Origin of the sequence: Geothrix paludis (assembly GCF_022808815.1) — a bacterium.
Lineage (GTDB): Bacteria > Acidobacteriota > Holophagae > Holophagales > Holophagaceae > Geothrix > Geothrix paludis.
Genome location: NZ_JAKZLC010000001.1, coordinates 1 through 22,287 on the forward strand (window position 1 = coordinate 1; position 22,287 = coordinate 22,287).

Consider the following 22,287-nt stretch of genomic DNA (forward strand, 5'->3'; position numbering starts at 1 on the left):
CTTCGTCGCGGCTTTTCCCCAGGGGTCACACCCGTTCCCATCCCGAACACGGCCGTTAAGACCTGGAGGGCCGATGATACTGCTCCCCACAGGAGTGGAAAAGTAGGTCGCTGCGACGTTAAATCCCAAACGGGTCACCCTCCAAGGTGACCCGTTTTCGCGTACCAAACCGCGTATCCCCGGGTGATTTGTCTGTCACGGCGGATACACTGGAAGTTCCGCGTGGAGGATCTGATGAACAAAGGTGTTTACACCTTCGGGGGAAACCGTAACGAAGGGGGCGCGGCCATGCGCAACCTTCTCGGAGGCAAGGGCTGCAACCTGGCTGAGATGGCGGGGCTGGGCATTCCCGTGCCCCCGGGATTCACGCTCACCACGGAGCAGTGCAACGCCTACTACACCCATGGCCGCAAGCTCGCCGAGGACCTCAAGGCCGAGGTGATCGAAGCCCTGAAGTGGCTCGAAGGCGTGCGGGGCTGCGGCTTCGGATCCAACGAGAACCCGCTCCTGCTCTCCGTCCGCTCCGGCGCCCGCGTCTCCATGCCCGGCATGATGGACACGGTGCTCAACCTGGGGCTCAACGATCAGACCGTGCTGGCCCTGGAGAAGGCCAGCGGCAATTCCCGCTTCGCTTGGGATTCCTACCGCCGCTTCATCACGATGTACAGCAACGTGGTCCTGGGCGTGGAACATGCGCTGTTCGAGGCGGAGCTGGAGCGTGCGAAAGAGCGGCTCCACAAGCACCAGGACACGGAACTCAGCGCGGAAGACTGGAAGGCCCTCGTCGCCGCCTTCAAGGAGATCGTGCGGGAGGAGACCGGACACGCTTTCCCGCAGGAGCCTATGGAGCAGCTCTGGGGCGCCATCCGCGCAGTCTTCGAGAGCTGGAACACGGCCCGCGCCATCACCTACCGCCGCCTCCACCGCATCCCCGATGACTGGGGCACGGGCGTCAACGTGCAGAGCATGGTCTTCGGCAACATGGGCGACGACTGCGGCACCGGCGTGGCCTTCACGCGCGACCCTGCCACGGGCGAGAAGCTGTTCTACGGCGAGTACCTCATCAACGCTCAGGGCGAGGACGTGGTGGCCGGCATCCGCACGCCCCAGCCCATCACCCGGGCGCAGGCCGACGGTACCGGCCTGAAGAGCCTCGAAGAGGCCATGCCCGCCGCATTCGCGGAGCTGGACGCCACCTGCAAGCGCCTCGAGACCCACTTCAAGGACATGCAGGACATCGAGTTCACCATCGAGCGCGGGAGGCTCTACCTGCTGCAGACGCGCAACGGCAAGCGCACCGCCATGGCCGGCATCCGCATCGCCATCGACCTGGTGGACGAAGGCCTCATCGACAGCCACACGGCCCTGAAGCGCATCGATGCCGACAGCCTGTCCCAGCTCCTGGCGCCCGTCTTCGATCCCAAGGAGAAGGATCGCCTGCGCAAGGAGGGCCACCTGCTCACCAAGGGCCTGAACGCTGGTCCAGGCGCGGCCACGGGGCGCATCGCCCTCACGGCCGAGCAGGCCGAGAAGATGGCCCAGGAGGGCCCCGTGGTGCTCGTGCGCGTGGAGACCAGCCCCGAGGATATCGCCGGCATGGTGGCCTCCCAGGGCATCCTCACCGCCCGTGGCGGCATGACCAGCCACGCGGCCGTGGTGGCGCGCGGCATGGGAAAGCCCTGTGTCTGCGGCGCCTCGGCCGTGCAAATCGACGTGGCCAAGGGTCTGGTGAAGGTAGGCGACCATCAGCTGAAGGCCGGCCACGACTGGATCTCCATGGACGGCTCCACGGGCGAAGTGTTCGCCGGCAAGCTGAGCGCCCATCCTTCCGAAGTGAACCAGGTGCTGGTGGACGGCCGCCTGAAGGCCGGGGACAGCGAGCTCTACCAGCGCTTCGCCAAGATCATGGCCTGGAGCCACGAGGCCAAGCGGATGAAGGTCCGCACCAACGCCGATACGCCCCACGACGCCGCCGTGGCACGGGCCTTCGGCGCCCAGGGCATCGGTCTCTGCCGCACGGAGCACATGTTCTTCGAGGGAGACCGCATCATCGCCGTGCGCGAGATGATCCTCGCCACGGACACCGAGGGCCGCAAGAAGGCCCTGGCCAAGCTCCTGCCCATCCAGCGCGAGGATTTCGAGGGCATCTTCAAGGCCATGGACGGCCTGCCCGTGAACATCCGCCTGCTGGATCCGCCCCTGCATGAGTTCCTGCCCCAGGACGAGGCGGGCCAGCGGGAGATGGCGGAAGTGCTGGACGTGGACCTCGGCACCGTGGAGCGCCGCGTGACGCAGCTCCATGAGTTCAACCCCATGATGGGCCACCGCGGTTGCCGCCTGGGCATCACCTTCCCCGAGATCATCCGCATGCAGGTCCGGGCCATCGCCGAGGCCGCGCTGAACGTGGCCGCCGAAGGCGTGAAAGCCATCCCCGAGATCATGGTGCCGCTCATCGGGACCGTGCGAGAGCTGAGCTATACCAAGACCGAGATGCTGGATGAGATCGCCCAGGTGAACCAGGAGCGCGGCACCCAGTTCGCCTGCCCCATCGGCACCATGATCGAGATTCCCCGAGCCGCCATCACCTCCGACAAGATCGCCCAGGAGGCCGAGTTCTTCAGCTTCGGCACCAACGACCTCACCCAGATGGGCTTCGGTTTCAGCCGCGACGACGCGGGCACCTTCCTGCCCGAGTACGTGGGCAAGAAGCTGTTGGAGGACGATCCCTTCCAGAGCCTGGACCAGGAGGGCATCGGCGAGCTGGTGCGCATCTCCTGCGAGAAGGGCCGCTCGGCGCGCCCCGGCATCAAGCTGGGCGTCTGCGGCGAGCATGGAGGCGATCCCCGCAGCGTGAATTTCTTCCACCGCGTGGGGCTCGACTACGTGAGCTGCAGCCCCTATCGCGTGCCCATCGCCACCCTGGCGGCCGCCCAGGCGGCCCTGGACTGACCAGCCCTAGACGAAAGCCACCGACTGAGTGGCGGACGTCACGATGTAGCACCGTTCATTGTTTGAGCGCGGGTCGGCCGGGAGCAGGAAGAATCCCGGCCGACCCGGCTGGTACCCCTGCGTGGTGCCCACCAGCACCTCTCCGTCCTTGAAGGTGACCTTGACCTTCCGGCCCGGGGCCGGGGCGTTGGGCGGGAATTCGTTGGTCTTCTGGTGCTCCGGATCACCCTGGAGGCTGCGGACGAAGTACAGGGCCTTGAGGTCCGGCACCTTCACCTCCAGTGGCTTGGCATCGATGTTTCCGTTCGAGGAGATGTGGAAGAGATCCTTCGCCGGAAGAAAGTCGTTGGTCTGGCCCTTCAGGGTCGTCCCGTTCAGGAATCGCGCCACCACTTGGTTCATGGGAATCTCCAGGCCACCCGGGCCGGCAGGCGGTAGATTCGCCTGCATATGCGGTTTGTTGACTTTAAATTACAAACCCGCGGCTTTCGATGCAAGCCCTTGCCACAGGAAAGCGCGAAACGTCCGGGCGGGTCCCACGGGGGATGGGAAACGGTGCCTAAGGCCCGAGGCCGGGCGCGATAGAATCGCCCTTTTGAGCGGATCATGGCCAAGACCTCCACCAAGGCGATATCAGATCAGCCCGAGATCATCTATTCGATGATGCGGGTCAGCAAGATCTACAACAACAAGCCCGTTATCAAGGACATATCGCTCAGCTACTTCTACGGCGCCAAGATCGGCGTCCTGGGGCTCAACGGCTCCGGCAAGAGCACGGTGCTGCGGATCATGGCCGGCGTGGACCACGACTTCAACGGCGAGGCCGTGCTCAGCAAGGGTTACACCACGGGCATCCTGGACCAGGAGCCCCAGCTCGACGAAGCCAAGACCGTCCGCGAGATCGTCGAGGAGGGCGCCGCCGAGAAGGTGAAGTGGCTGAAGGACTACAACGCCATCAGCGACCAGTTCGCCGACCCCGATGTGGACATGGACGTGCTGCTGGCCAAGCAGGCCGAGCTGCAGGAGAAGATCGACGCCCACGACTGCTGGGACCTGGATTCCCGACTGGAACAGGCCATGGACGCCCTGCGTTGCCCCGATCCCGATACGAAGATCGGCGTCTTATCCGGCGGCGAGCGGCGCCGCGTGGCCCTCTGCCGCCTGCTGCTCCAGGAGCCGGACATCCTTCTGCTGGATGAGCCCACGAACCACCTGGACGCCGAGACCGTGGCCTGGCTGGAGAAGCACCTGCAGGACTACAAGGGCACGGTCATCGCCGTCACCCACGACCGCTACTTCCTGGACCATGTGGCCGAGTGGATCCTCGAACTGGACCGTGGCGAGGGCATCCCCTGGAAGGGCAACTACTCCAGCTGGCTGGAGCAGAAGCAGGGCCGGCTGGCCAAGGAGGAGAAGTCCGACCAGAAGCGCCAGAAGACCCTCGAGCGCGAGCTGGAGTGGATCCGCATGTCGCCGAAGGGCCAGCACACCAAGAGCAAGGCCCGCATCGCCAACTACGAGCGGCTGGCGGGCGAGGAGGGCCGCCAGAAGGAGCAGGAGCTGGAGATCTACATCCCCAGCGGCCCCCGCCTGGGCGATCTGGTGGCGGAGCTGGAGGGCGTGTCCAAGGCCTACGGCGACCGAGTGCTCTTCGAGAATCTGAGCTTCGCCATCCCCCGCGGAGGCATCCTGGGCGTCATCGGTCCCAACGGCGCCGGCAAGTCCACCCTGCTGCGCCTGCTCACGGGCCAGGAACAGCCGGATTCCGGCACCATCCGCCTGGGCGAGACCGTGCGCATGGCCTACGTGGACCAGCTCCGCGCCGGCCTCAACCCTGACAAGAGCGTGTTCGAGGCCGTATCGGGTGGCTACGAGCAGATCGAGCTGGGCGGCAAGCTCATCAACGCCCGGGCCTGGCTGAGCCGCTTCGGGTTCTCCGGCGACTCCCAGCAGAAGAAGGTCTCCGAGCTGAGCGGCGGCCAGCAGAACCGCCTGAACTTGGCCCTCACGCTCAAGAGCGAATCGAACCTGCTCTTCTTCGACGAGCCCACCAACGACCTGGACGTGAACACCATGCGGGCCCTCGAAGAGGCCATCGAGTCCTTCGCCGGCAGCGCCGTGGTGGTGAGCCACGACCGCTGGTTCCTGGACCGCCTGGCCACGCACATCCTGGCCTTCGAGGGCGACTCCCAGGTGCAGTTCTTCGATGGGAACTACACGGAATACGAGCAGTACCGGAAGGATGTGCTGGGCCTCAAGCCCTTCGATCCCCACCGCATCAAGTACCGGAAGCTCACGCGATGAAGGCGGACGCCTCTGCGGCCCCTGCCTTCGCCGCTGCCGCGACGGGCCTGCTCCTGGGTGTGCCCGCCCTCTGGCTTGGCCTCGATCAAGGTGCCATCGCCCTCTGGACCTTCGGCGCCGCCGCGCTCCTGCTGGGCCTGCCCTCCCTGGTGGTGGGGCAGCGCGTCCGGGAGGGCTTCGGCAACCGGGGTCTGGAGCGGGAGCGCCTGACCCTCCGCGCCGCCAGCCACCTCCTGCGCCTCCTGGCCCTGGGCGCCATCCTGACCGCCGCGGCGGCCCTCATGGGCGACCGCAGGCCTCAGGCGGGTCCTGCCTCGCTCATCCTGGCGGGCGGAGCCCTGGCCCTCCTGGCGCCCCTCTGGTGGGCCAAGCGGGCCCGGGCGGAGATCCATCCCAGCCTGGCTTCGGACGCCGCTCGAACTCGCGCCCTGCTGGAACTTGGCGGCCTGCTCCTGATCGGGGCGCTGCTCGACCGCTGGTTCCCCTGGGCCGATGCTGCCGCCGCGGTGGCCATGGGTCTGCGCCTGTTCATCGAAGGGCAGGCGCTGGCCCGGGGCACCACCCTGGCCGCCGCGGCCTCCTGCGGCGGCTGCGGAAGCTGCGGCTGCAGCTAGGCCGATGCGCGCCCTCGAGCTGTTCTCGGGCCTGGGAGGCTGGCGCCTGGCCCTCGGGACCAAGGGCAGCGTGGCGGCGGCCTACGATGTGAGCGAGGTGGCTAACGCCACCTACACCTTGAACCACGGCGAGGTCCCAAAGGCCCGCGAGCTGGCCACGATCCCCCTGGTGGACCTGGTCGCCGCCGGGGCCGACACCTGGTTCCTGAGCCCGCCCTGCCAGCCCTTCTGCCGCATGGGGAACCGGCATGGCCTGGAGGACCGCCGCTCCCGGGCCTTCCGCCACCTCATGGACCTGTTCGACCAGGCGCCGCCGGAGCGCCTGGTGCTGGAGAACGTGGTCGGCTTCCTGGGCTCGGACGCCCATGCCCTGCTGGCGGAGCGCCTGCGGGCGCACGGCCTGCACCGCCTGGACCTGGAGGCCTGCCCCAGCCGCTTCGGCCTGCCCAACCAGCGGCCTCGTGTCTTCGTCGTGGCCGCGCGAAAGCCGCTGGCGGCACGGCCGTTACCGGACCTGCCCCCGCGTCCCCTGGGAGACTTCCTGGATGCGGCGGAGGACGAGGGGCTGTATCTGCGGCCCGAGATCCTGGCCCGCCACCGCCATGGGATGGACTTCGTGACGCCGGCGGAGCGCCGCAGCACCTGCTTCATCGGCGGCTATGGCCAGCGCTTTGTGGGCAGCGGGTCCTTCCTGAGAACAGAGCGCGGCGTGCGCCGCTTCTCGCCCGCCGAAGTGGCACGGCTGCTGGGATTGCCGGAGAGCTTCCGCTTTCCCCCAGAGCTGTCGCTGGAGGCTCGCTACAAGCTGCTGGGCAACAGCCTCTCTATCCCCGTCGCCGCCTGGGCACTGGATCATCTGTAGAATCGGCCCATGCGCCTCCTGCTGTCTGCCTTCGCTCCGGAACTCGGTCCCCTGGCCGGGGATCCGCCGCCCGGCTGGGAAACCGCCACGGTGGGCATCGGCGCGGTGACGGCGGCGGCGGCCACGGCGCGGCTGCTGGCGGAACGGCGGCCCGAGGCGGTGCTCTTCCTCGGCACCTGCGGTCGCTATGACGAGCGGCTGGCCCTGTTCGAGTGCCTGTGGGCCTCCGTGGCCATCGCCACGTCGCTGGAGGAAGTGCGCGGCGGCGCCTACCGGCCAGGCCTCGAACGCATCCGCTGGGCCGCCACGCTTGCCGGGCCCCTGCCGCCGCACGCCGTGGCCGTGCCGCCCGCCATCACGAAGACCCGGGAAGGCGCGGCCCTGCTGGCCTCGGTGGCCCCGGCCGAGCACCTGGAGCTCACGGGCGTCTTCGCGGCCTGCCACGCCGCCGGCGTACCCTGCGGCGGAGCGCTGGTGGTCGTGAACGACGTGGGGCCCGAGGCGCCGACGCAGTGGAAGGCCAATCACCTCGAAGGCAGCCAGCGGCTGGTGGAGGCGCTCAGGGCCTCGGGCTTCTTCGAAGGGGCGTGAGCGAAAGGGCGCCGTCGCCGGCCTCGACGCGCCAGCCTGCCGGGACAGCGGACAGGCGCACGCCAGAGCAGGGCCCCGTGATCCAGGCGGCCACGCCCGCCTGATGCAGCGTGGCCAGGGTTTCCGGATGTGGATGCTCGAAGCGGTTCCGCAGGCCCGCGGGGATCACGGCCACCTCGGGCTGCAGGGCCGAGATCCAGCCCAGATCCGAGGCGTTGCGGCTGCCGTGGTGCCCCACCTTCAGCAGGCGGTGTGGCCCGGCCTCGCGGAGGGCGCCGGGATCGCCCAGGTCCAGCAGGTCCCGCTCCTGGATGGCCAGGGCGTCGCCCATGAGCCAGAGTTCGCGGTCGCGCCAGGTCACGCGCAGCACCGTGGACACCATGTTGGCGTCCGGAAGGGCATAGGCCCGGGCGGGCCAGCGCACGCTGAAAGCGGCCTCGCCGCGGGCCCAGGCGTCACCGCGCAGCAGGCCTGAGGGATTGGCGCCGGCGGGGCGGAAGACCTCCCAGGGGTCCCCGTCCTCCGACGTGACCGGAACGGAAGTCGAGGCCAGCGGCCAGATCCGCGCCAGGGTGGCCCAGCCACCCGCGTGGTCGCCGTGCGCGTGAGTGAGCACCAGGTGCACGGGCTCTCGCACCCCGCGCCGGCTCAGCACCCGCGCGAGCCTCCGGCCCGTCCACGGCCCGGGTCCCGTGTCGATGAGGGTGGCGTCGCCCCCGGGGACGCGCAGGAGGAGCGCATCCCCCTGGCCCACGTCCACGGCCTCCAGCGTCAGGGTCCCCGGGGCCCGCCCGGTGCCGCGGAAGGCCAGCAGCCCCAGGGAAGCCGCGACGAGCCCCACGGTCAGCGCCCGTGTGCGCCGCAGTGTTCCCTGCAGGTGAGCCAGGGCCAGCCAGCCTAGGGTCAGCAGGAGCCAGGGCCACAGCCGACCCGTGGCCAGGGGTGCGATGCCCGTGAGCGCGGGCACCAGGCGGTCGCCCATCCAGGTGAGCAGGGCCGCCGCGCCCCAGGTGAGGCCGGGCAGGGGAACCAGGATCAGCAGGAGGCAGAGGGGCGTGAGGAAGGCCACCAGGGGCAGCACCAGCAGGTTGGCCAGGATGCCCCACCAGGGCGCACCGCCATGCAGCAGGGCCAGCAGCGGCATCGTGGACAGCCAGGGCGCCGCCAGTCGCGCGAAGGGCAGGGCGAGGCGGCCCAGCAGGGGCGACAGCAGGCCGGCCAGGGGCTCGGCGCCCCAGAGCAGGCCCAGCAGGGCCCACCAGGCGAGCAGGAAGCCCGGCTCCACGCCCGCCGCCGGGTGGCCCAGCAGCCAGAGCAGCAAGGCCACGTGCAGGCCCGCCACCGGCGGCAGCTTCCATCCGCTGCTGCGGCCGATGGCCCAGGCTACGCCCATGAAGAGCCCCCGCCACACAGGCGCCGAGAAGCCCACCAGGCCCGAGTAGAGCAGGCCCGCCGCAATGGCACCGGCGCCGGCTCCCCGGAGGCGCAGGCGTCGCAGCAAGGCCTCCACCGCCGCCATCACCAGCGTCACCTGGAGGCCGGACACCACCAGGATGTGGATGGTGCCGCTCTCCGCGAAGACGCTGAAGTGGGCTTCGTCCGCGGGCGGAATGCCCAGGGCCAGGGCGCCCCAGAGGTCCTTCGCGGTGGGCCCCAGGGGCAGGGCTTCGAAGCGCCGGCGGGCGAAGGCCTGGAGGCGCAGCAGGAGGGAGGGCGCCGGCGGTCCGGTGGCCTCCATCAGCTGCGCCGAAGCCAAGTGGATGCGCCTGGGGGCCTCGTCGCTGCGGGCCCGCCAGAGGGGGCGCTCCGCCAGAAAGACGGGAGCGGCCTGCACGGGCCGCAACTCGGCGCGCAGGCGGATCGGCGTGCCCGGGAGGGGCGGCGCCTGCTCGCCGTCGGCGGGGATGGTGAGGGGCAGGGAGAGACCCCTCAGCGGCTCGGGGGCGGAGACCTCCAGGCGGCTCCGCAGCCGCTCGCCCTGGAGGGTCCAGGGGGCATCGATGCGGCCCTCCAGGGCCTGGAAGCCGATGGGGAGTGCGGTCTCCCACCGGGCCTTGCGGGCGAGCCCCAGGCAGGTGATGCCTGCCAGCCCCAGGGCAAGTGGGACCACGGCCCATCGCTGAAGCCGGAACCGGAGTTGGAGCAGGGGCAGGGTCAGGAGCCAGGCCAGGGCGCCAAGGACCAGCCACCGGGGGGCGAGTTGGCCGTCCCACCGCTCCGGAAGCAGCCAGGGCACCGCGCATGCGGCAGCCAGGGCCCAGGCCAGGGGCCAGAGCGAAGCCCCGGACAGGCGCTGCCACAGGCTGGATCTGGAGAGCATGGGGGCAGTCTACCTGGGCTGTCCAAACCTTGACAGGGGGCTCCGGGCCAGGGACCCTGACAAACATGAATCCGGCCCGGGCCCTGCTGGTGGACGACGATCCCACCATCCTCGATGTGGTGGGCACGCTGCTGTCCCGGCACGGCCACGAGGTGGTGGGCACCGGATCCGGTCGCCGGGGGGCCCAGTTCCTGAGGAACGAGCGGTTCGACCTGGCGGTGGTGGATCTCATGCTGCCGGACCTGAACGGCCTCGACCTGGCCCGGGAGGCCGTGGCCAAGCCCGACACGGTGGTGGTGGTGCTGTCCGGTTCGACCTCGGTGGAGACGGCCCTCCAGGCCATGCGCATGGGGATCTACGACTACGTGCCCAAGCCCTTCCGCACGGAGGAGCTGGAGCACACGCTGCTGCGGGCCATCGAGAAGGCGCAGCTGAACCAGGAGAACAAGCGGCTGCGGGAGCAGATCGAAGGTCAGGCCGAGGGCCCGTCCATGGTGGGCTGCTCCGACGCCTGGCAGAAGCTCCAGAGCCTGCTGCGGCGTGTGGCGCCATCGCCGTCCACGGTGCTGATCACCGGGCCCTCGGGCACCGGCAAGGAGCTGGCGGCCCGGGCGATCCACCAGTGGAGCCCGCGCTCCCAGGGGCCCTTCGTGCCCATCCACTGCGGCGCGATTCCGGAGACGCTGCTGGAGGACGAGCTCTTCGGCCACGTGCGGGGGGCGTACACGGACGCCCGCAGCGATCGGGCCGGGCGCTTCCAGCAGGCGGAAGGCGGCACCCTCTTCCTGGACGAGATCGGCACCATGCCTCCGAGCCTGCAGGTGAAGCTGCTGCGCGTGATCCAGGAGCGCGAGTTCACGCCGCTGGGATCCGCGCGCACGCTGAAGGCCGACTTCCGGCTGGTGGCCGCCACCAACGAGGATCTGGCCAGCCTCGTGGAGCAGAAGCGGTTCCGGGAGGACCTGTTCTACCGGCTGAACGTGATCCCCGTGCAGATCCATCCCCTGCGCGAGCACCCCCAGGACATCCCCGTGCTCGTGGCCCACTTCCTCCGCAAGTTCGCGCGGGAGCTGAACCTGCCCCTCAAGCAGGTGGAGCCCGCCGCCCTGCAGGCCCTGGAGGCCTACCCCTGGCCGGGCAACGTGCGCGAACTGGAGAACGCCGTGGAGCGGGCCATGGCCCTGGGCTCCGATCCCGAGCGGCTCCTCCACCAGGACCTTCCCGCGTCCGTGGCGGGGGTTCTGCCTTCCCCGGCCTTCCCGCACCTGCCGCAGAACCAGGGGCTGGGCCGCTTCCTGGAGGACCTGGAGCGCCACCTGATCGAGGAGGCCCTCCAGGCCACCGGCTGGAACAAGAGCGAATCGGCCCGGCGCCTCGGCATGCGCCGCACCACCTTGCTGCACCGCCTCCGGGCCCTGGGCATCCCTCTGGATCGCCAGGATGGGAGGGTGGAACAGACCGTCCCCGTGGAGACCTCTGATGCCTGAACCGAAAGGCGCCCTCCTGGCCCTGCTTTGGGCATGTCTGCCGCTGGGGGCCTGGTCACCCAAGGTCCACGAGGCCCAGACCGCCAAGGCCGTCCGCCTGCTGCCCAAGGGCATGGCCGCCCTGCTGAGGGCCCATCCCCGGGAACTGCTGGAGGGCGCCCGGGGCGTGGCCAACGACCAGCCGCCCACCGTGGAGCAGGTGGAGGCCCAGTTCCGCACGGTCCTCCGCCTCAGCGACGAGAATCGCCGCCCCGAGGACATCGTCCGCGACCTGGGCGTGCTGGCCCACATGGTCCAGCTGCTGACGGATCCCTCCGTGACCGAAGGGCTGAGCCCGCTGCGGGAGAGCTTCGAGGCCTACGCCGATCAGAACCTGGCGCACCTGCTGGTGACCCAGGAGCCCTACTGGGCGGCCACGGGCAGCCTGGACCCGGGGCCGCCCCTGCGCCGCCTCCTGGCGACCAAGCTCGAACGGAACCGCCGCCTCCGGGACCACTTCGACGAGGAGACGGGCCGCCGCATCGGCCCCTGGGACGATCTGTCGGTGCCCTTCGCCCAGCTTCAGCTGGCTTTTTCCAACGGGGTGCACGCCACGGCGAACCTTTGGATCCTGGCCTGGCGGGCGGCCGGCGACCAGTGGGAGATCCCCGCTCAACCCTGAAGGCCAGACCTGAAGTCCGACGTGCATCGGGACGATGGATGGGGTAGATCCCACCCCGCGAGGGCTAGGCGAATCGCGACTTTCGGGCTATCGTTCCAACCATCCCCTCTGGAGCAGTCATGGGCACTTACACCCGCCTCGGGTCCTATCTCCTGGCCTCTGAACTGGCCAACGATCCTTTCGGTTCGATCCATCGGGCGGTGGTCATTGCCGGGAGCAACTTCGATCGCCACATGCTGGTTCGGACCTTCTCGGAAGAGATGTTCCAGGCCGGCATGAACGCGCACCTGGCCGAGGCTGGCCGCGTGGTGTCCCTCCTGGGCGGCGCCCGCATCTACGGCATGGGCTATCGGCTGGAGACGACCAAGGCCCCCCATGTGGCCTGGGACTACGTGCCCGGCCGGAGCCTCGCCCAGCTCATCGAGAAGGCCAGGCAGGAGCAGATCCCCTTCGGCGTGGATCACGCCCTGACGGTCATCCAGGGCGTGGCCCAGGGCATCGTCCAGATGCAGGCCAAGGGCGTCAGCCACGGCGTGCTGAGCCCCTACAGCGTGTGGGTGAGCTTCGAGGGGGCCACGCAGCTCGTGGACGCGCCCTTCGCCGCCATCGCCAAGGGCATGCTGGCCAAGGCGCCCATGGCCAAGCGCAAGCTGGCCCCCTACCTCCAGGGGCCCGAGAACAACGCCCTCCAGACGGACCTCTTCGCGCTGGGCGCCGTGCTCTACGAGCTGTTGACCTTCGAGAAACTGCCCATCGGCGGCGACCTCCAGGCCACCCTGGATCAGGCCACCCTCAAGGCCGCCCAGGAAGAGGCCCCGCTGCCCGCGGAGATCCGCGCCTTCCTCGGCCGCCTGCTGCAGGGCCGCCAGCCGTTCGCCACCGTGGAGGACTTCAGCACCGAGCTCGAGCGCGTGCTCTATGACGGCGAGTACAGCCCCACCACGTTCAACATGGCCTTCTTCATGCACACGCTCTTCCGGGAGGAGAACGACCGGGATGCGGCGGCCATGAAGGCCGAGCAGGGCGACAACTTCCTCGGCTACACCGCCGCCGGCGAGAGCCTGCGCAGCGGCGCCACCCGCGCCGAGCACATCGATGGCCATGCGGACGAGCAGGTCAGCCAGAAGAACCGCACCGTCCTCATCGGCGGCGGCCTCGCCGCGGTGGTGATCCTGGGCCTGGGCTACATGTTCTTCGGGCGCCCCAAGGTGGATCCCGCCGTCCAGGCGCAGCTGGCGGAGTTCCAGCGGATCAAGGCGGAGATCGAGCAGCAGAAGGCCGACCTCGACGCCAAGGCCCGGGCCGAAGCGGACAAGACCGCCCAGCTCCAGAAGCAGCTCGGCGAGACCAAGTCCGCCGAGGAGAAGGCCAAGCTGCAGAAGCAGCTCGAAGAATCCCAGCAGCGCAAGCAGGAGGTCGAGCGGCAGCAGAAGGCCGCGGAGCAGCGGATGGCCGAGCAGAGGGCCGCCGAGCAGCGGCTGGCCGAGCAGAAGAAGGCCGCCGAGACCAAGCTCGCCGCCGCCCCGCCGGTGCCCGAGGCGCCCAAGCCGCAGCCCATGCAGGAAGCCGCCCGCCCGGTGGCCGTGCCCACACCCACCGGTGTGCCCACGCCCCAGGCCGCCGCGTCCAGGCAGGTGGCTGCCGTCAATGACCAGCCCGCCCGCGTGGTGAACCAGGTGGTGCCGATCTTCCCCCTCCGGGCCGTCCAGATGCGGTGGGAGACGAACCTGGATCACCTCGTGCGCCTGAAGGTGTTCGTGGGCGAGCAGGGTCAGCCGCTGAAGGTGTCCGTGATCGAAGGGGTGTCCGGGGCCTTCGGCTTCGACGAGGCGGCCATCGATGCGGCCAACAAGTCCTCCTTCGCCCCCGCCATCCGCGACGGCAAGCCCGTGCGCGGCTGGACGCCCGAGATTGTCTACAAGTTCCCCAAGCGGAGGTAGTCGACGTTCCACCTCGGGAAACGGGCCCTTCGGGGCCCGTTTCTTATGCCACGGACTGGGCCGCCGCGTTGGCTAGGCGGTCCACCCGCTCGTTCTCCGGGTGGCCGGCGTGGCCCTTCACCCAGCGGGCCTCCACGTGGTGCCGCGCCAGCTGCGCGTCCAGGGCCTGCCAGAGGTCCGCGTTGAGCACGGGCTTGCCGTCGGCCTTCTTCCAGCCGCGCCGCTTCCAGTCCTTCAACCAGGTGGTGATGCCTTTCACCACGTACTGGCTGTCGCTCTGGAGCAGCACCTGGCAGGGCTTCGTGAGCGTCTCCAGGCCACGGATGGCGGCCGTCAGCTCCATGCGGTTGTTGGTGGTCTCCGCTTCGGGGCCCGAGTCTTCCTTCTCCTGGATGCCGCTGGCGAGGTGCACCCGCAGCAGGAACCCCCAGCCACCCGGACCGGGGTTTCCCAAGCACGCACCGTCGCAGTAGAGCTCGATCTTCATCCCACCAGAGTAGGCGATGTCGCGGCGACTTCGGCCACGGCCTTGCGGAGCAGCTCCACGCCCAGGTCCAGGTCCTCCGGCCGGAGGTTCATGGCGGGGCGGAAGCGCAGGCCCTTGAAGCCCGTGGAGAGGATCATCATGCCCAGCTCGTGGCCCTTGGCCACCACGGCGTTGCGCAGCTCCGGCGTGGCGATGTCCAGGGCGCAGAAGAGGCCGCGGCCGCGGGGGTTCGAGGTGAGCTCGGGGAAGTCGCGGTGGATCTCCTGCAGGCCCTTGAGCAGGCGCGCGCCCTGCGTCACACCGTGCTCCAGCAGGTTCTCCTCGCGGATGACGTCGATGATGCGCGTGCCGCGCACCATGTCCACCAGGTTGCCGCCCCAGGTGCTGTTGATGCGGCTGGGCACCTTGAAGACGCTCTCCACCTCGTCCAGCCGGCGGCCCGCGGCGATGCCGCAGGTCTGGGCCTTCTTGCCGAAGGCGATGATGTCGGGCTGAACGTCGAACCACTGGTGGGCCCACCACCTGCCCGTGGCGCCGAAGCCCGTTTGCACTTCGTCGAAGATCAGCAGGAAATCGTGACGATCCGCCAGGACTCGGAGCTTCTTCAGAAATTCGCCCCGGAAGTGGTTGTCGCCGCCCTCGCCCTGGATGGGCTCGACGATGAGGCAGGCGATGTCATCCGGGTTCTGGGCCACGGCGGCCTCGATGGCGGCGATGGATTCCGCCTCCGCCGCCTCGACCTTGGCGAGGTCCACGGGGAACTCCAGCTTGGGGTTCGGCACCCGGGGCCAGGGGAACTTGGGGAAATACTGATGTTTGCGGGGATCGGCGGTGTTCGTGAGGCTCAGGGTGTAGCCGCTGCGGCCGTGGAAGGCCTCGCGGAAGTGGATGACCTGCGACCCCTTCTCGCCTTTGCCCGCCGCCAGGTTCTTGCGCACCTTCCAGTCGAAGGCCGCCTTCAGGGCGTTCTCCACCGCCAGGGCGCCGCCATCGATCCAGAACAGGTGGGGCAGGTAGTCCGGCGCGGCATGGGTGCCGAAGGCCTCCACCCACTCCGCGAAAGCCGTGGTGTAGATGTCCGAGTTGGCCGGCTTGTTGACGGCGATCTCGCCCAGGTAATGGACGAATTCCGGCTCCCGCAGGCGGGGGTGGTTGTGGCCCAGGGGCGTCGTGGCGAAGAAGGTGTAGAAATCCAAGTACTTACGGCCGTCCCGGGCATCCACGATCCAGGAGCCGTGGGATTTCTCCAGGTCCATCACCAAGTGGAAGCCGTCCACCAGCATGTGGCGGCCCAGGGTGTCGAAGACGGTGTTCGGATCAAGGTGAGGAGTGGACATGACGGACCTCTGGCTACGGGTTCAATGTATGGTTGGGTCTGGAGCGGAGAGAGGCACGCATGATTCCCTGGATATCGGTTCAGGAAGCCCCGTTGGACGCCATGGCTTTACGAAATGTCATGGAGGACCCCCACGCCGGCGCCCTCGTCCTCTTCGAAGGCCGGGCGCGGGATCATCACGAAGGCCGCCCCGTGCTGGAGCTGGCCTACGAGGCCTACGTGCCCATGGCCGAGAAGGAGCTGGGCCTCCTGCGCGAGCGGGCCATCGAGCGCTACGGCCTCACCCGCTGCGCCGTCCACCACCGCATCGGCGTCGTGCCCCTCACCGAGGCCGCCGTCATCGTGGCCACCAGCAGCGCCCACCGCGCCGAGAGCTTCCAGGCCGCCGCCTGGATCATGGACGAGATCAAGCAGCGCGTGCCCATCTGGAAGCGCGAGAAATATCGCGACGGTTCCGAGAGCTGGGTGGAGTGCACGCACCGGTTCCAGATGTAGGCCAGTCCTCAGTCTTCAGTCCTCAGTCTTCAGTTCGTCTGGTGGCGGCCTTCGGCCGCGCCTTTTTTTGCCTTTGGGCCGCTCTGAGTTGGGGTGGCCGCACCATGCCCCGACCCGCTCCTGAGGACTGAGGACTGAGGACTGAGGACTGAGGACTGAGGACCGAGGACTGAAGACCGATCTTGTTTTTCGCTAAAAATTCGCCATACTTGGATCCCCCAGGAGGTCCCGGTGTTGGCGATGTGGGTTCCCGAGCTGCCGTTCCAGCTGGCCTGCGGGCGGGACGGGGGCCTGCGGGACCGGCCCTTGGCCTTCCTGAGCCCCGAGAGCCCCCGCTCGCCGGTGCTCTGGTTCGTGAACCGCCTGGGCCGCGCCGAAGGGCTGGCCCCGGGCCTGCCCCTGGACCAGGCGCTGCGGCGGGCGCCGGGCCTGCGGGTGCTGGATCCCTCGCCCCAGGTCTGGTGGGAGGCCCAGGCCGACCTGGGGACCTTCCTCCAGCACTGGACGCCCCAGGGCCAGCTGGGCCGTCTGGGCGAGGCCCTGGTGGAGCTCCAGGGCACCCAGCGGCTCTTCGGGCCCCTGGCGGACACCGCCGAGCGCATGCGCCGGGAGCTGGCCGAGCGCCGCGGCTGGGCCAGCCATGGGGGCCTGTCCCTCAGCGCCACCGCCGCCCAGCTCGCCGCCCGGGCCGAGCATGAGCTGGAGCGGGTGGGGGAGGGGGCCGAGGCCGCCTTCCTGGCCCCCCAGCCCCTGCGCCGCCTGCCGGACCTGCCTCCACGCCTCCACGACCGCTTCCACCGCCTGGGCCTGCGGATCTTCGGGGACCTCCAGCCCGTGCCCCTGCCCGTGCTGGCCGAACTCACGAACCCCAAGGCCGCGCCGGACCTGCGGGCCCGGGTCCGCGGCGAGGACCGCCTGAAGCTGCCCCTGCTCACCGAGCGCCCCGGCCACGCCCGCCATGGCTGGCGCCTCCAGCCCCCCCGCTTGCCGGAGGAGGTGGGCCTGGCCGTCCGCTGCCTGGACTGGCTCTGGTCCGACCCCCGCCATCCCCGGACGCTGGTGCTGCGCTGGTGGGACGTGGACGGCGAGCCCCACACCTGGCGGGCCGCCCCCGAAGACCTCACGGCGCCGCCCCTGGTCCTGGCCCGCCGCCTCCAGCAGGCCTTCCTGGCGGGCGCCACCCGCCGCCTCCTCGTGCGCGAGGTGGAGCTGCGCCTGGCCTGGGGCCTGGGCCGCGAGCGCGCCCTATTCGAGGACCCCCGGAACGCCAAGCTCGAGCGCCTCGAGCCCGCCCTCGCCCGTCTCCGCCGCCGCTTCCCCGACCGGGCCGTGCTGCCGGGGTGGATGGGGCAGACTTGCCTTGAAATAGGCTGATAAAAGCCTAATATCCATGAAGGCCCCGTGACCCCCACCATCCACCGGGAAGGGCCCTTCCGGTTCTTCTTCTACAGCCATGAACCCCGCGAGCCGCCCCATGTCCACGTCGAGCGCGACGACGCCATCGCCAAGCTGTGGCTCCACGATGCGTCCATCGCGGATTCCGGCGGCTTTCCGCCCCGGGACCTCCAGCGGATCACGGCCATCGTGGCGGTCCGTCGCGAATCCTTCCTAGAGGCCTGGCATGAGCACTTTGGCGAATCCTGACACGCCCCGAGCCACGCACCTCTGGTTCGAGCGGGGGCGCTTGGTCGTCCAGCTTCAGGATGGCCGGGAGCTGGCCTGCCCACTGACCTTCTTCCCTCGATTGGCGGCAGCTTCCGTCGAGGATCTGGCGGATTGGCGCCTCATCGGTCGCGGCACGGGCATCCACTGGCCCCGCCTGGACGAGGACCTCTCCGTCGAAGGGCTGCTGGAGGGTCGCCGCGCGCCCGAAGCAGATGCCCGGGCCAAGGCCCTGGCTCCGCGCCTGCGAGCCGCCCGCCGTCAGGCCGGCCTCACCCAGGCCCAGCTCGCAGAGCGCATGGGCCGCTCCCAGGCCCTCGTGAGCCTCGCCGAGCGGGGCGCCCTGCGCATCGGAACCCCCTACCTCCACGCCGTGCTCGACGCCTGCGGTCTGCCCCACGATTGGCAGCCCTGATCTCATCTCCATTAAAAAAGATCTCCACTAAGGACACGAAGAAGAGCACGAAGGACACCAAGAGTGATTCGTGCCCTTGTTCTTTGCTTCGTGCCCTTCGTGGAGATCCTTTCTCCTCTGGTCTGCCCCATGTTCGCCCTCGGCATCTCCGATTTCTCCATTGGTGAAGGCGTCTACCCGGCGAAGCAGCTGCTGGCGCTGGCGCGGCGCCTGGGCTACCGCGACCTGGTCTGCTGGGACCGGGGGGTGGCGGGCTACCCGAAGCTACGGGCGGAGCTGGAATGGATCCACGAGGCGCGGCGCCTGGAGGGCCTGCCGCCGGATCCGCGCTGGACGGGCTTCCGCCTGCACCTGGGCAGCCGCTTCACCTGGCGGGGGCACGGCTACGGGGCGCTGCCTTTCACGGATGCGGGCTACGCCGCCCTGAACCGCCTGCTCTCGGCCCAGGCCCATGATGCGGCGCCGGGGCCGGAGATCTCGGGCCTGGGCGCCCCCGAGCCGCCGCAGGGCTGTGTGCTGCTGGCCGATGACCTGGCAGGCCTGGATGCCCTGCTGCGCGAGGGCCTCTACGCCGCCCTGCTGGCCCATCCCCGCCGCGCCCAGGAGGCCCGGAAGGCCCTGGCGGCGGGCCTGGAGGTGGTGGCGCCCCAGGTGCTGCGCTTCCGCACCGCCGAGGGACTGGAGATGCACCGCCTGAAGCGGGCCATCGAGACGCAGGCCACGCTCATCCGCACCGAGGCCCTGTGGGATCCCGCCGAGGCGGCCGTCCCCCGCGCCGACTGGGAGGCCCGCTTCCCCTTCGGCGAGCCCGCCGTGGAGAAGGCCACCGCCGCCCTGCTGGAGCGCATCTCAGGCTGGAACCTCCACTGGGGCGAATGGGTGCTGGCAGAGCCCCTGGGCCAGGAAGGCCGGGACCTGGACGCCCTCCTGCGCGAGAAGGTGCGCGCGGGCGTGGCGGCGCGGTTCAAGAACCCGGGCGGCGAGGTGCTCGCCCGCATGGAGCGGGAACTGGACCTCATCTCCAGCATGAGGTTCGCCCGGTACTTCCTGCTGGTGCAGGACATCGTCCAGGCCGCCCAGGGCGCGACGCCCCGCATCTGCGGCCGGGGCAGTGGCGCGGCCTCCCTGGTGAGCTACGCTCTGGGCCTCAGCAACGTGGATCCCGTGGCCACGAACCTCATGTTCGAGCGCTTCCTCACGAAGGAGCGCAAGGATCCGCCGGACATGGACATCGACTTCGCCTGGGACGAGCGGGAGGACGTCATCCAGAAGGTGTTCGAGCGCTACGGCCGTGACCGCGTGGCCATGGTGGCCAACCACGCCTTCTTCAAGGCCAAGGGCGCGCTGCGGGCCGTGGCCCAGGCCCACGGGCGGCCCGACAGCGAGCTCAAGCAGCTGGCCCGCTACGTCCGCGGCTGGGAAGGGGGCCTCGTCCGCGCCGCCGAGAACCCCGCCTGGGAGGTGATCCTGCGCCAGGCCCTGGCGCTGAAGGGCCACTTCCACCAGTTCTCCGTGCATCCCGGCGGCACCGTCGTCACGCCCGGCCCCTTCTGGGAGCACGCCGCCTTCCAGCCCGCGCCCGCCAAGGACAAGGTGTCGACCACCAGCTGGGACAAGGACGGCGTGGAGAACTACGGCCTGGTGAAGATCGACCTGCTGGGAAATCGCAGCCTGGCCGTCATCCGCGACGCCTACGCGGTGCTTGGCGACGCCGTGCCCGCCGATCCCGGCGGCCACTCCCGCAACGACCCCGACACCCAGGCCCTGCTGGCCCGGGGCGACAGCATCGGCGTGTTCTATGTCGAAAGCCCCGCCACCCGCCAGCTCCAGCAGCGGGTGAAGAAGGGCGACTTCGAGACGCTGGTGATCCACTCCAGCCTCATCCGCCCCGCCGCCTACCGCTGGGTGGACCGCTACGTGAAGCGCAGCCGCGGCGAGGAGGCCTGGGAGCCCAGCGATCCCGTGTTCAACGAGCTGCTGTCCGAGAGCTTTGGCGTGCTGGTCTACCAGGAGGACGTCATCAAGGTCTGCGTGGCGCTGGCGGGCTGGAGCCACTTCGAGGCCGACCAGCTCCGCAAGCTCCTGGGCAAGCCCGACTGCGAGGCGAAGCTGCCCTACTTCGAGGCGCGCTTCCGGCGCGGATGCGCAGAACGGGGCGCGCGCCCCGCCACCGTGGACGAGGCCTGGGACATGATCCGCACCTTCCAGGGCTACTCCTTCTGCAAGCCGCACTCCGCCAGCTACGCCCAGGTGAGCTTCGAGAGCGCCTGGATCAAGGCCCACCATCCCGCCGAGTTCTTTGCCTCCGTCGTCACCAACCAGGGCGGCTACTACCCCGCCATCGCCTACCTGGGCGACGCCCGGCGCCACCGCCTGGTGGTGCGCGGGCCCGACGCCAACGCCTCCGCCTGGGCCTTCACCGCCGAGGGCGAGCAGGCCCTGCGCGTGGGCCTCATGCAGGTGCAGGGCGCCTTGGCGAAGGAGGTGGAGGCCCTGCTGGAGAACCGGGAGCAGCAGGGCCCCTTCGCGAACCTGGACGACCTGCTGGGCCGGGTGAAACCCTCCGTCACCACCGCCGAGGCCCTCTGCGCCGCCGGGGCCTTCGACCGCTGGGCGCCCGACGGCGACCGCACGCGTCTCATGTGGGCCCGCCTGGGCGGCGTGCCCCCCGGCGTGCGCCCGCGCCCCACGGACGCCTTCGATCGCGCGGACCTGGAGATGGCGACCATGGCCCTCACCCTGGAGATCCACCCCGCCGCCCTCGCCCGCGTGCGGAAGGGCGGCGGCCCCGACCGTGCCGCCGACGTGGCCAAGGTCCTGGCCGGGGAGAAGCCGGGGCGCCATCTCCGCTTCTGGGCCTTGGTGGTGGCCGACAAGGAAGTGGCCACCGAAAAGGGCGAGCGCATGCAGTTCGTCACCTTCGAGGACGAGACCGGCCTCTGCGAAGCCGTGGCCTTCCCCCCCGTCCTCCGCCGCCGCCAGCGCCCCTTCCGCGTGGGCGAGGTCGTCTCCATCCGCGGGAGGACGACCCTGCAGGACGGGCTGCTCCCCGTGCTGGAGGTGGGCTGAACCAGGAGGCGCCCGCGAGCCTCCTGCCACCAGGTTGTCAGGAGGGGGGGCGCAGACTCCTCGTTCACCCTGAGGAGGCTGTCATGTTCAACCGCCTGGACGACTTCAGAACCACATGGCAGGAGGAGGTCGAGGACACCCTGAAGGTCCTGAGGGCCATCCCCGACCAGGCGCTGGACCAGGCCGTGGCCCCGGGCCACCGGGACCTGCGCCGCCTCGGCTGGCACCTCGTGGGCAGCATCGGCTCCCTCACCAGCCAGATGGGGCTCCGCGTGGACGGCCCGGCCCAGGATGAGCGGGGCTTCCCCGTGGCGCCGCCGCCCACCCGCGCGCCCGCGATCGTGGATGCCTACGCCCGCTCGGCCGAATCGCTGCTGGAGGCCCTCGCCGACTGGGACGACGCGGAACTTGAGAAGGTGGATCTGATCTTCGGACACTTGCACTGGAAGCGGAGCCAGACCCTCCTCGCCCTGCTGGTCCACCAGGTCCACCACCGGGGCCAGATGACGGTGCTCATGCGCCAGGCCGGCATCCTCGTCCCCGAGTTCTACGGCCCCACACGGGAAGGCTGGGCGGCCATGGGCATGCCCGCACCCGCCGTCTGACAGGCTCCACGTCCACCGGTTCCCCACTTGGCAGGGCCGGCCCTGCCCCACCTCGACAAGGAGTAGCCCATGAACCCCGCATCCCTCGCCCCGGCCGACATCGAGATCCTGGGACCCGCCGACCGCGCCTCGCTGGCCACGAAGGAGACCATCCGCAGGTTCCACCAGGCCTTCGACGACCACGACCCCCAGGCCATGGAGGCGCTCGTGGCGGACGACTGCGTCATCGAGAACACCCAGCCCGCCCCGGAGGGTTCTCGGCACGTCGGGAAGGCCGCGTGCCTGGCGGTCTGGCAGGGCCTCGCGAGCGCCGCCGGCACCTGGTTCGAGCGGGAAGAGGTGCTGGTCGCGGGCGAGCGCGTCGTCATCCGGTGGCGGTACCGGTGGGGCGGCGACGCCGCCCAAGCCGTCCGCGGTCTCAACCTGATGCGGGTCCGGGAGGGACGCATCGTCGAGGCCATGGGTTACGTCAAGGCGTGACCGAAATTCT

19 protein-coding genes and 1 rRNA gene are annotated in these 22,287 nt (G+C 69.9%); 16 read left to right on the plus strand and 4 right to left on the minus strand.

The genetic code is table 11. The features are described from left to right. Positions 1-3: 3 nt before the first annotated feature. Positions 4-119: ribosomal RNA gene (rrf, locus tag MLE64_RS00005) — 5S ribosomal RNA — on the plus strand. A 115-nt stretch (positions 120-234) separates the two neighbouring features. Then, complete coding sequence (gene ppdK / locus MLE64_RS00010; protein WP_243314450.1) at positions 235-2,949, plus strand: pyruvate, phosphate dikinase; 2,715 nt, start codon at positions 235-237, stop codon at positions 2,947-2,949. A gap of 6 nt (positions 2,950-2,955) precedes the next feature. Here the strand turns inward: ppdK and MLE64_RS00015 are convergent, their stop codons facing one another. Next, positions 2,956-3,351, minus strand: a complete 396-nt coding sequence (locus tag MLE64_RS00015; protein WP_243314452.1) for a DUF6982 domain-containing protein — start codon at positions 3,349-3,351, stop codon at positions 2,956-2,958. A gap of 204 nt (positions 3,352-3,555) precedes the next feature. Between MLE64_RS00015 and ettA the strand changes: the two genes are divergently transcribed. From ettA to MLE64_RS00035, 4 genes are read left to right on the plus strand one after another with little or no spacing between them, the layout of a single operon-like run. Beyond that, a complete protein-coding gene (gene ettA, locus MLE64_RS00020; protein ID WP_243314454.1) occupies positions 3,556-5,253 on the plus strand; it encodes an energy-dependent translational throttle protein EttA in 1,698 nt (565 codons plus the stop codon). Next, positions 5,250-5,867 (plus strand): hypothetical protein, encoded by a 618-nt coding sequence (locus MLE64_RS00025; RefSeq protein WP_243314456.1) that lies wholly within the window; start codon positions 5,250-5,252, stop codon positions 5,865-5,867. The genes ettA and MLE64_RS00025 overlap by 4 nt, the downstream gene beginning before the upstream one ends. A gap of 4 nt (positions 5,868-5,871) precedes the next feature. After that, on the plus strand, positions 5,872-6,729 hold the full coding sequence (locus MLE64_RS00030) for a DNA cytosine methyltransferase (protein WP_243314457.1): 858 nt from the start codon (positions 5,872-5,874) through the stop codon (positions 6,727-6,729). 9 nt (positions 6,730-6,738) lie between these two features. Continuing rightward, positions 6,739-7,320 carry a phosphorylase gene (locus MLE64_RS00035; protein WP_243314459.1) on the plus strand — a complete coding sequence of 194 codons (582 nt, stop codon included), beginning with the start codon at positions 6,739-6,741 and terminating at the stop codon, positions 7,318-7,320. Here MLE64_RS00035 and MLE64_RS00040 read toward each other — a convergent pair. After that, positions 7,289-9,640 (minus strand): ComEC/Rec2 family competence protein, encoded by a 2,352-nt coding sequence (locus MLE64_RS00040; protein WP_279342832.1) that lies wholly within the window; start codon positions 9,638-9,640, stop codon positions 7,289-7,291. The two genes, MLE64_RS00035 and MLE64_RS00040, sit on opposite strands and share 32 nt — an antisense overlap. A 65-nt stretch (positions 9,641-9,705) precedes the next feature. Here MLE64_RS00040 and MLE64_RS00050 point away from each other — a divergent pair, with 65 nt between their 5' ends. From MLE64_RS00050 to MLE64_RS00060, 3 genes are all read left to right on the plus strand, one after another. Beyond that, entirely contained in the window at positions 9,706-11,127 is a 1,422-nt protein-coding gene (locus MLE64_RS00050; protein ID WP_243314461.1) for a sigma-54-dependent transcriptional regulator, read from the plus strand. Continuing rightward, on the plus strand, positions 11,120-11,788 hold the full coding sequence (locus MLE64_RS00055) for a hypothetical protein (RefSeq protein WP_243314463.1): 669 nt from the start codon (positions 11,120-11,122) through the stop codon (positions 11,786-11,788). Before MLE64_RS00050 ends, MLE64_RS00055 begins: the two co-directional genes overlap by 8 nt. Before the next feature lie 119 nt (positions 11,789-11,907). Then, the gene (locus tag MLE64_RS00060) at positions 11,908-13,728 is read left to right on the plus strand and encodes an energy transducer TonB (protein ID WP_243314465.1); all 1,821 of its coding nucleotides are present in this window, start codon (positions 11,908-11,910) and stop codon (positions 13,726-13,728) included. A gap of 43 nt (positions 13,729-13,771) precedes the next feature. Here the strand turns inward: MLE64_RS00060 and rnhA are convergent, their stop codons facing one another. Together rnhA and lat are read right to left on the minus strand one after the other, a co-directional pair. After that, on the minus strand, positions 13,772-14,215 hold the full coding sequence (gene rnhA / locus MLE64_RS00065; RefSeq protein WP_243314467.1) for a ribonuclease HI: 444 nt from the start codon (positions 14,213-14,215) through the stop codon (positions 13,772-13,774). Then, a complete protein-coding gene (gene lat, locus MLE64_RS00070) occupies positions 14,212-15,552 on the minus strand; it encodes an L-lysine 6-transaminase (protein WP_243314469.1) in 1,341 nt (446 codons plus the stop codon). Before lat ends, rnhA begins: the two co-directional genes overlap by 4 nt. A 59-nt stretch (positions 15,553-15,611) precedes the next feature. On the opposite strand from lat, the gene MLE64_RS00075 reads away from it, so the two are divergent. From MLE64_RS00075 to MLE64_RS00105, 7 genes are all read left to right on the plus strand, one after another. Then, positions 15,612-16,046 (plus strand): molybdenum cofactor biosynthesis protein MoaE, encoded by a 435-nt coding sequence (locus MLE64_RS00075; protein ID WP_279342833.1) that lies wholly within the window; start codon positions 15,612-15,614, stop codon positions 16,044-16,046. A 240-nt stretch (positions 16,047-16,286) separates the two neighbouring features. Beyond that, a complete protein-coding gene (locus MLE64_RS00080) occupies positions 16,287-17,420 on the plus strand; it encodes a Y-family DNA polymerase (RefSeq protein WP_243316781.1) in 1,134 nt (377 codons plus the stop codon). A 27-nt stretch (positions 17,421-17,447) separates the two neighbouring features. Then, positions 17,448-17,690 (plus strand): DUF4160 domain-containing protein, encoded by a 243-nt coding sequence (locus tag MLE64_RS15905; protein ID WP_243314472.1) that lies wholly within the window; start codon positions 17,448-17,450, stop codon positions 17,688-17,690. Further along, on the plus strand, positions 17,668-18,123 hold the full coding sequence (locus tag MLE64_RS00090; protein ID WP_243314474.1) for a DUF2442 domain-containing protein: 456 nt from the start codon (positions 17,668-17,670) through the stop codon (positions 18,121-18,123). The genes MLE64_RS15905 and MLE64_RS00090 overlap by 23 nt, the downstream gene beginning before the upstream one ends. Positions 18,124-18,186: 63 nt before the next feature. After that, positions 18,187-21,192 (plus strand): helix-hairpin-helix domain-containing protein, encoded by a 3,006-nt coding sequence (locus tag MLE64_RS00095; protein WP_243314476.1) that lies wholly within the window; start codon positions 18,187-18,189, stop codon positions 21,190-21,192. Between the two features lie 83 nt (positions 21,193-21,275). Then, on the plus strand, positions 21,276-21,797 hold the full coding sequence (locus MLE64_RS00100) for a DinB family protein (RefSeq protein WP_243314479.1): 522 nt from the start codon (positions 21,276-21,278) through the stop codon (positions 21,795-21,797). A 69-nt stretch (positions 21,798-21,866) separates the two neighbouring features. Next, the gene (locus MLE64_RS00105; RefSeq protein WP_243314481.1) at positions 21,867-22,277 is read left to right on the plus strand and encodes a nuclear transport factor 2 family protein; all 411 of its coding nucleotides are present in this window, start codon (positions 21,867-21,869) and stop codon (positions 22,275-22,277) included. Positions 22,278-22,287: the final 10 nt, after the last annotated feature.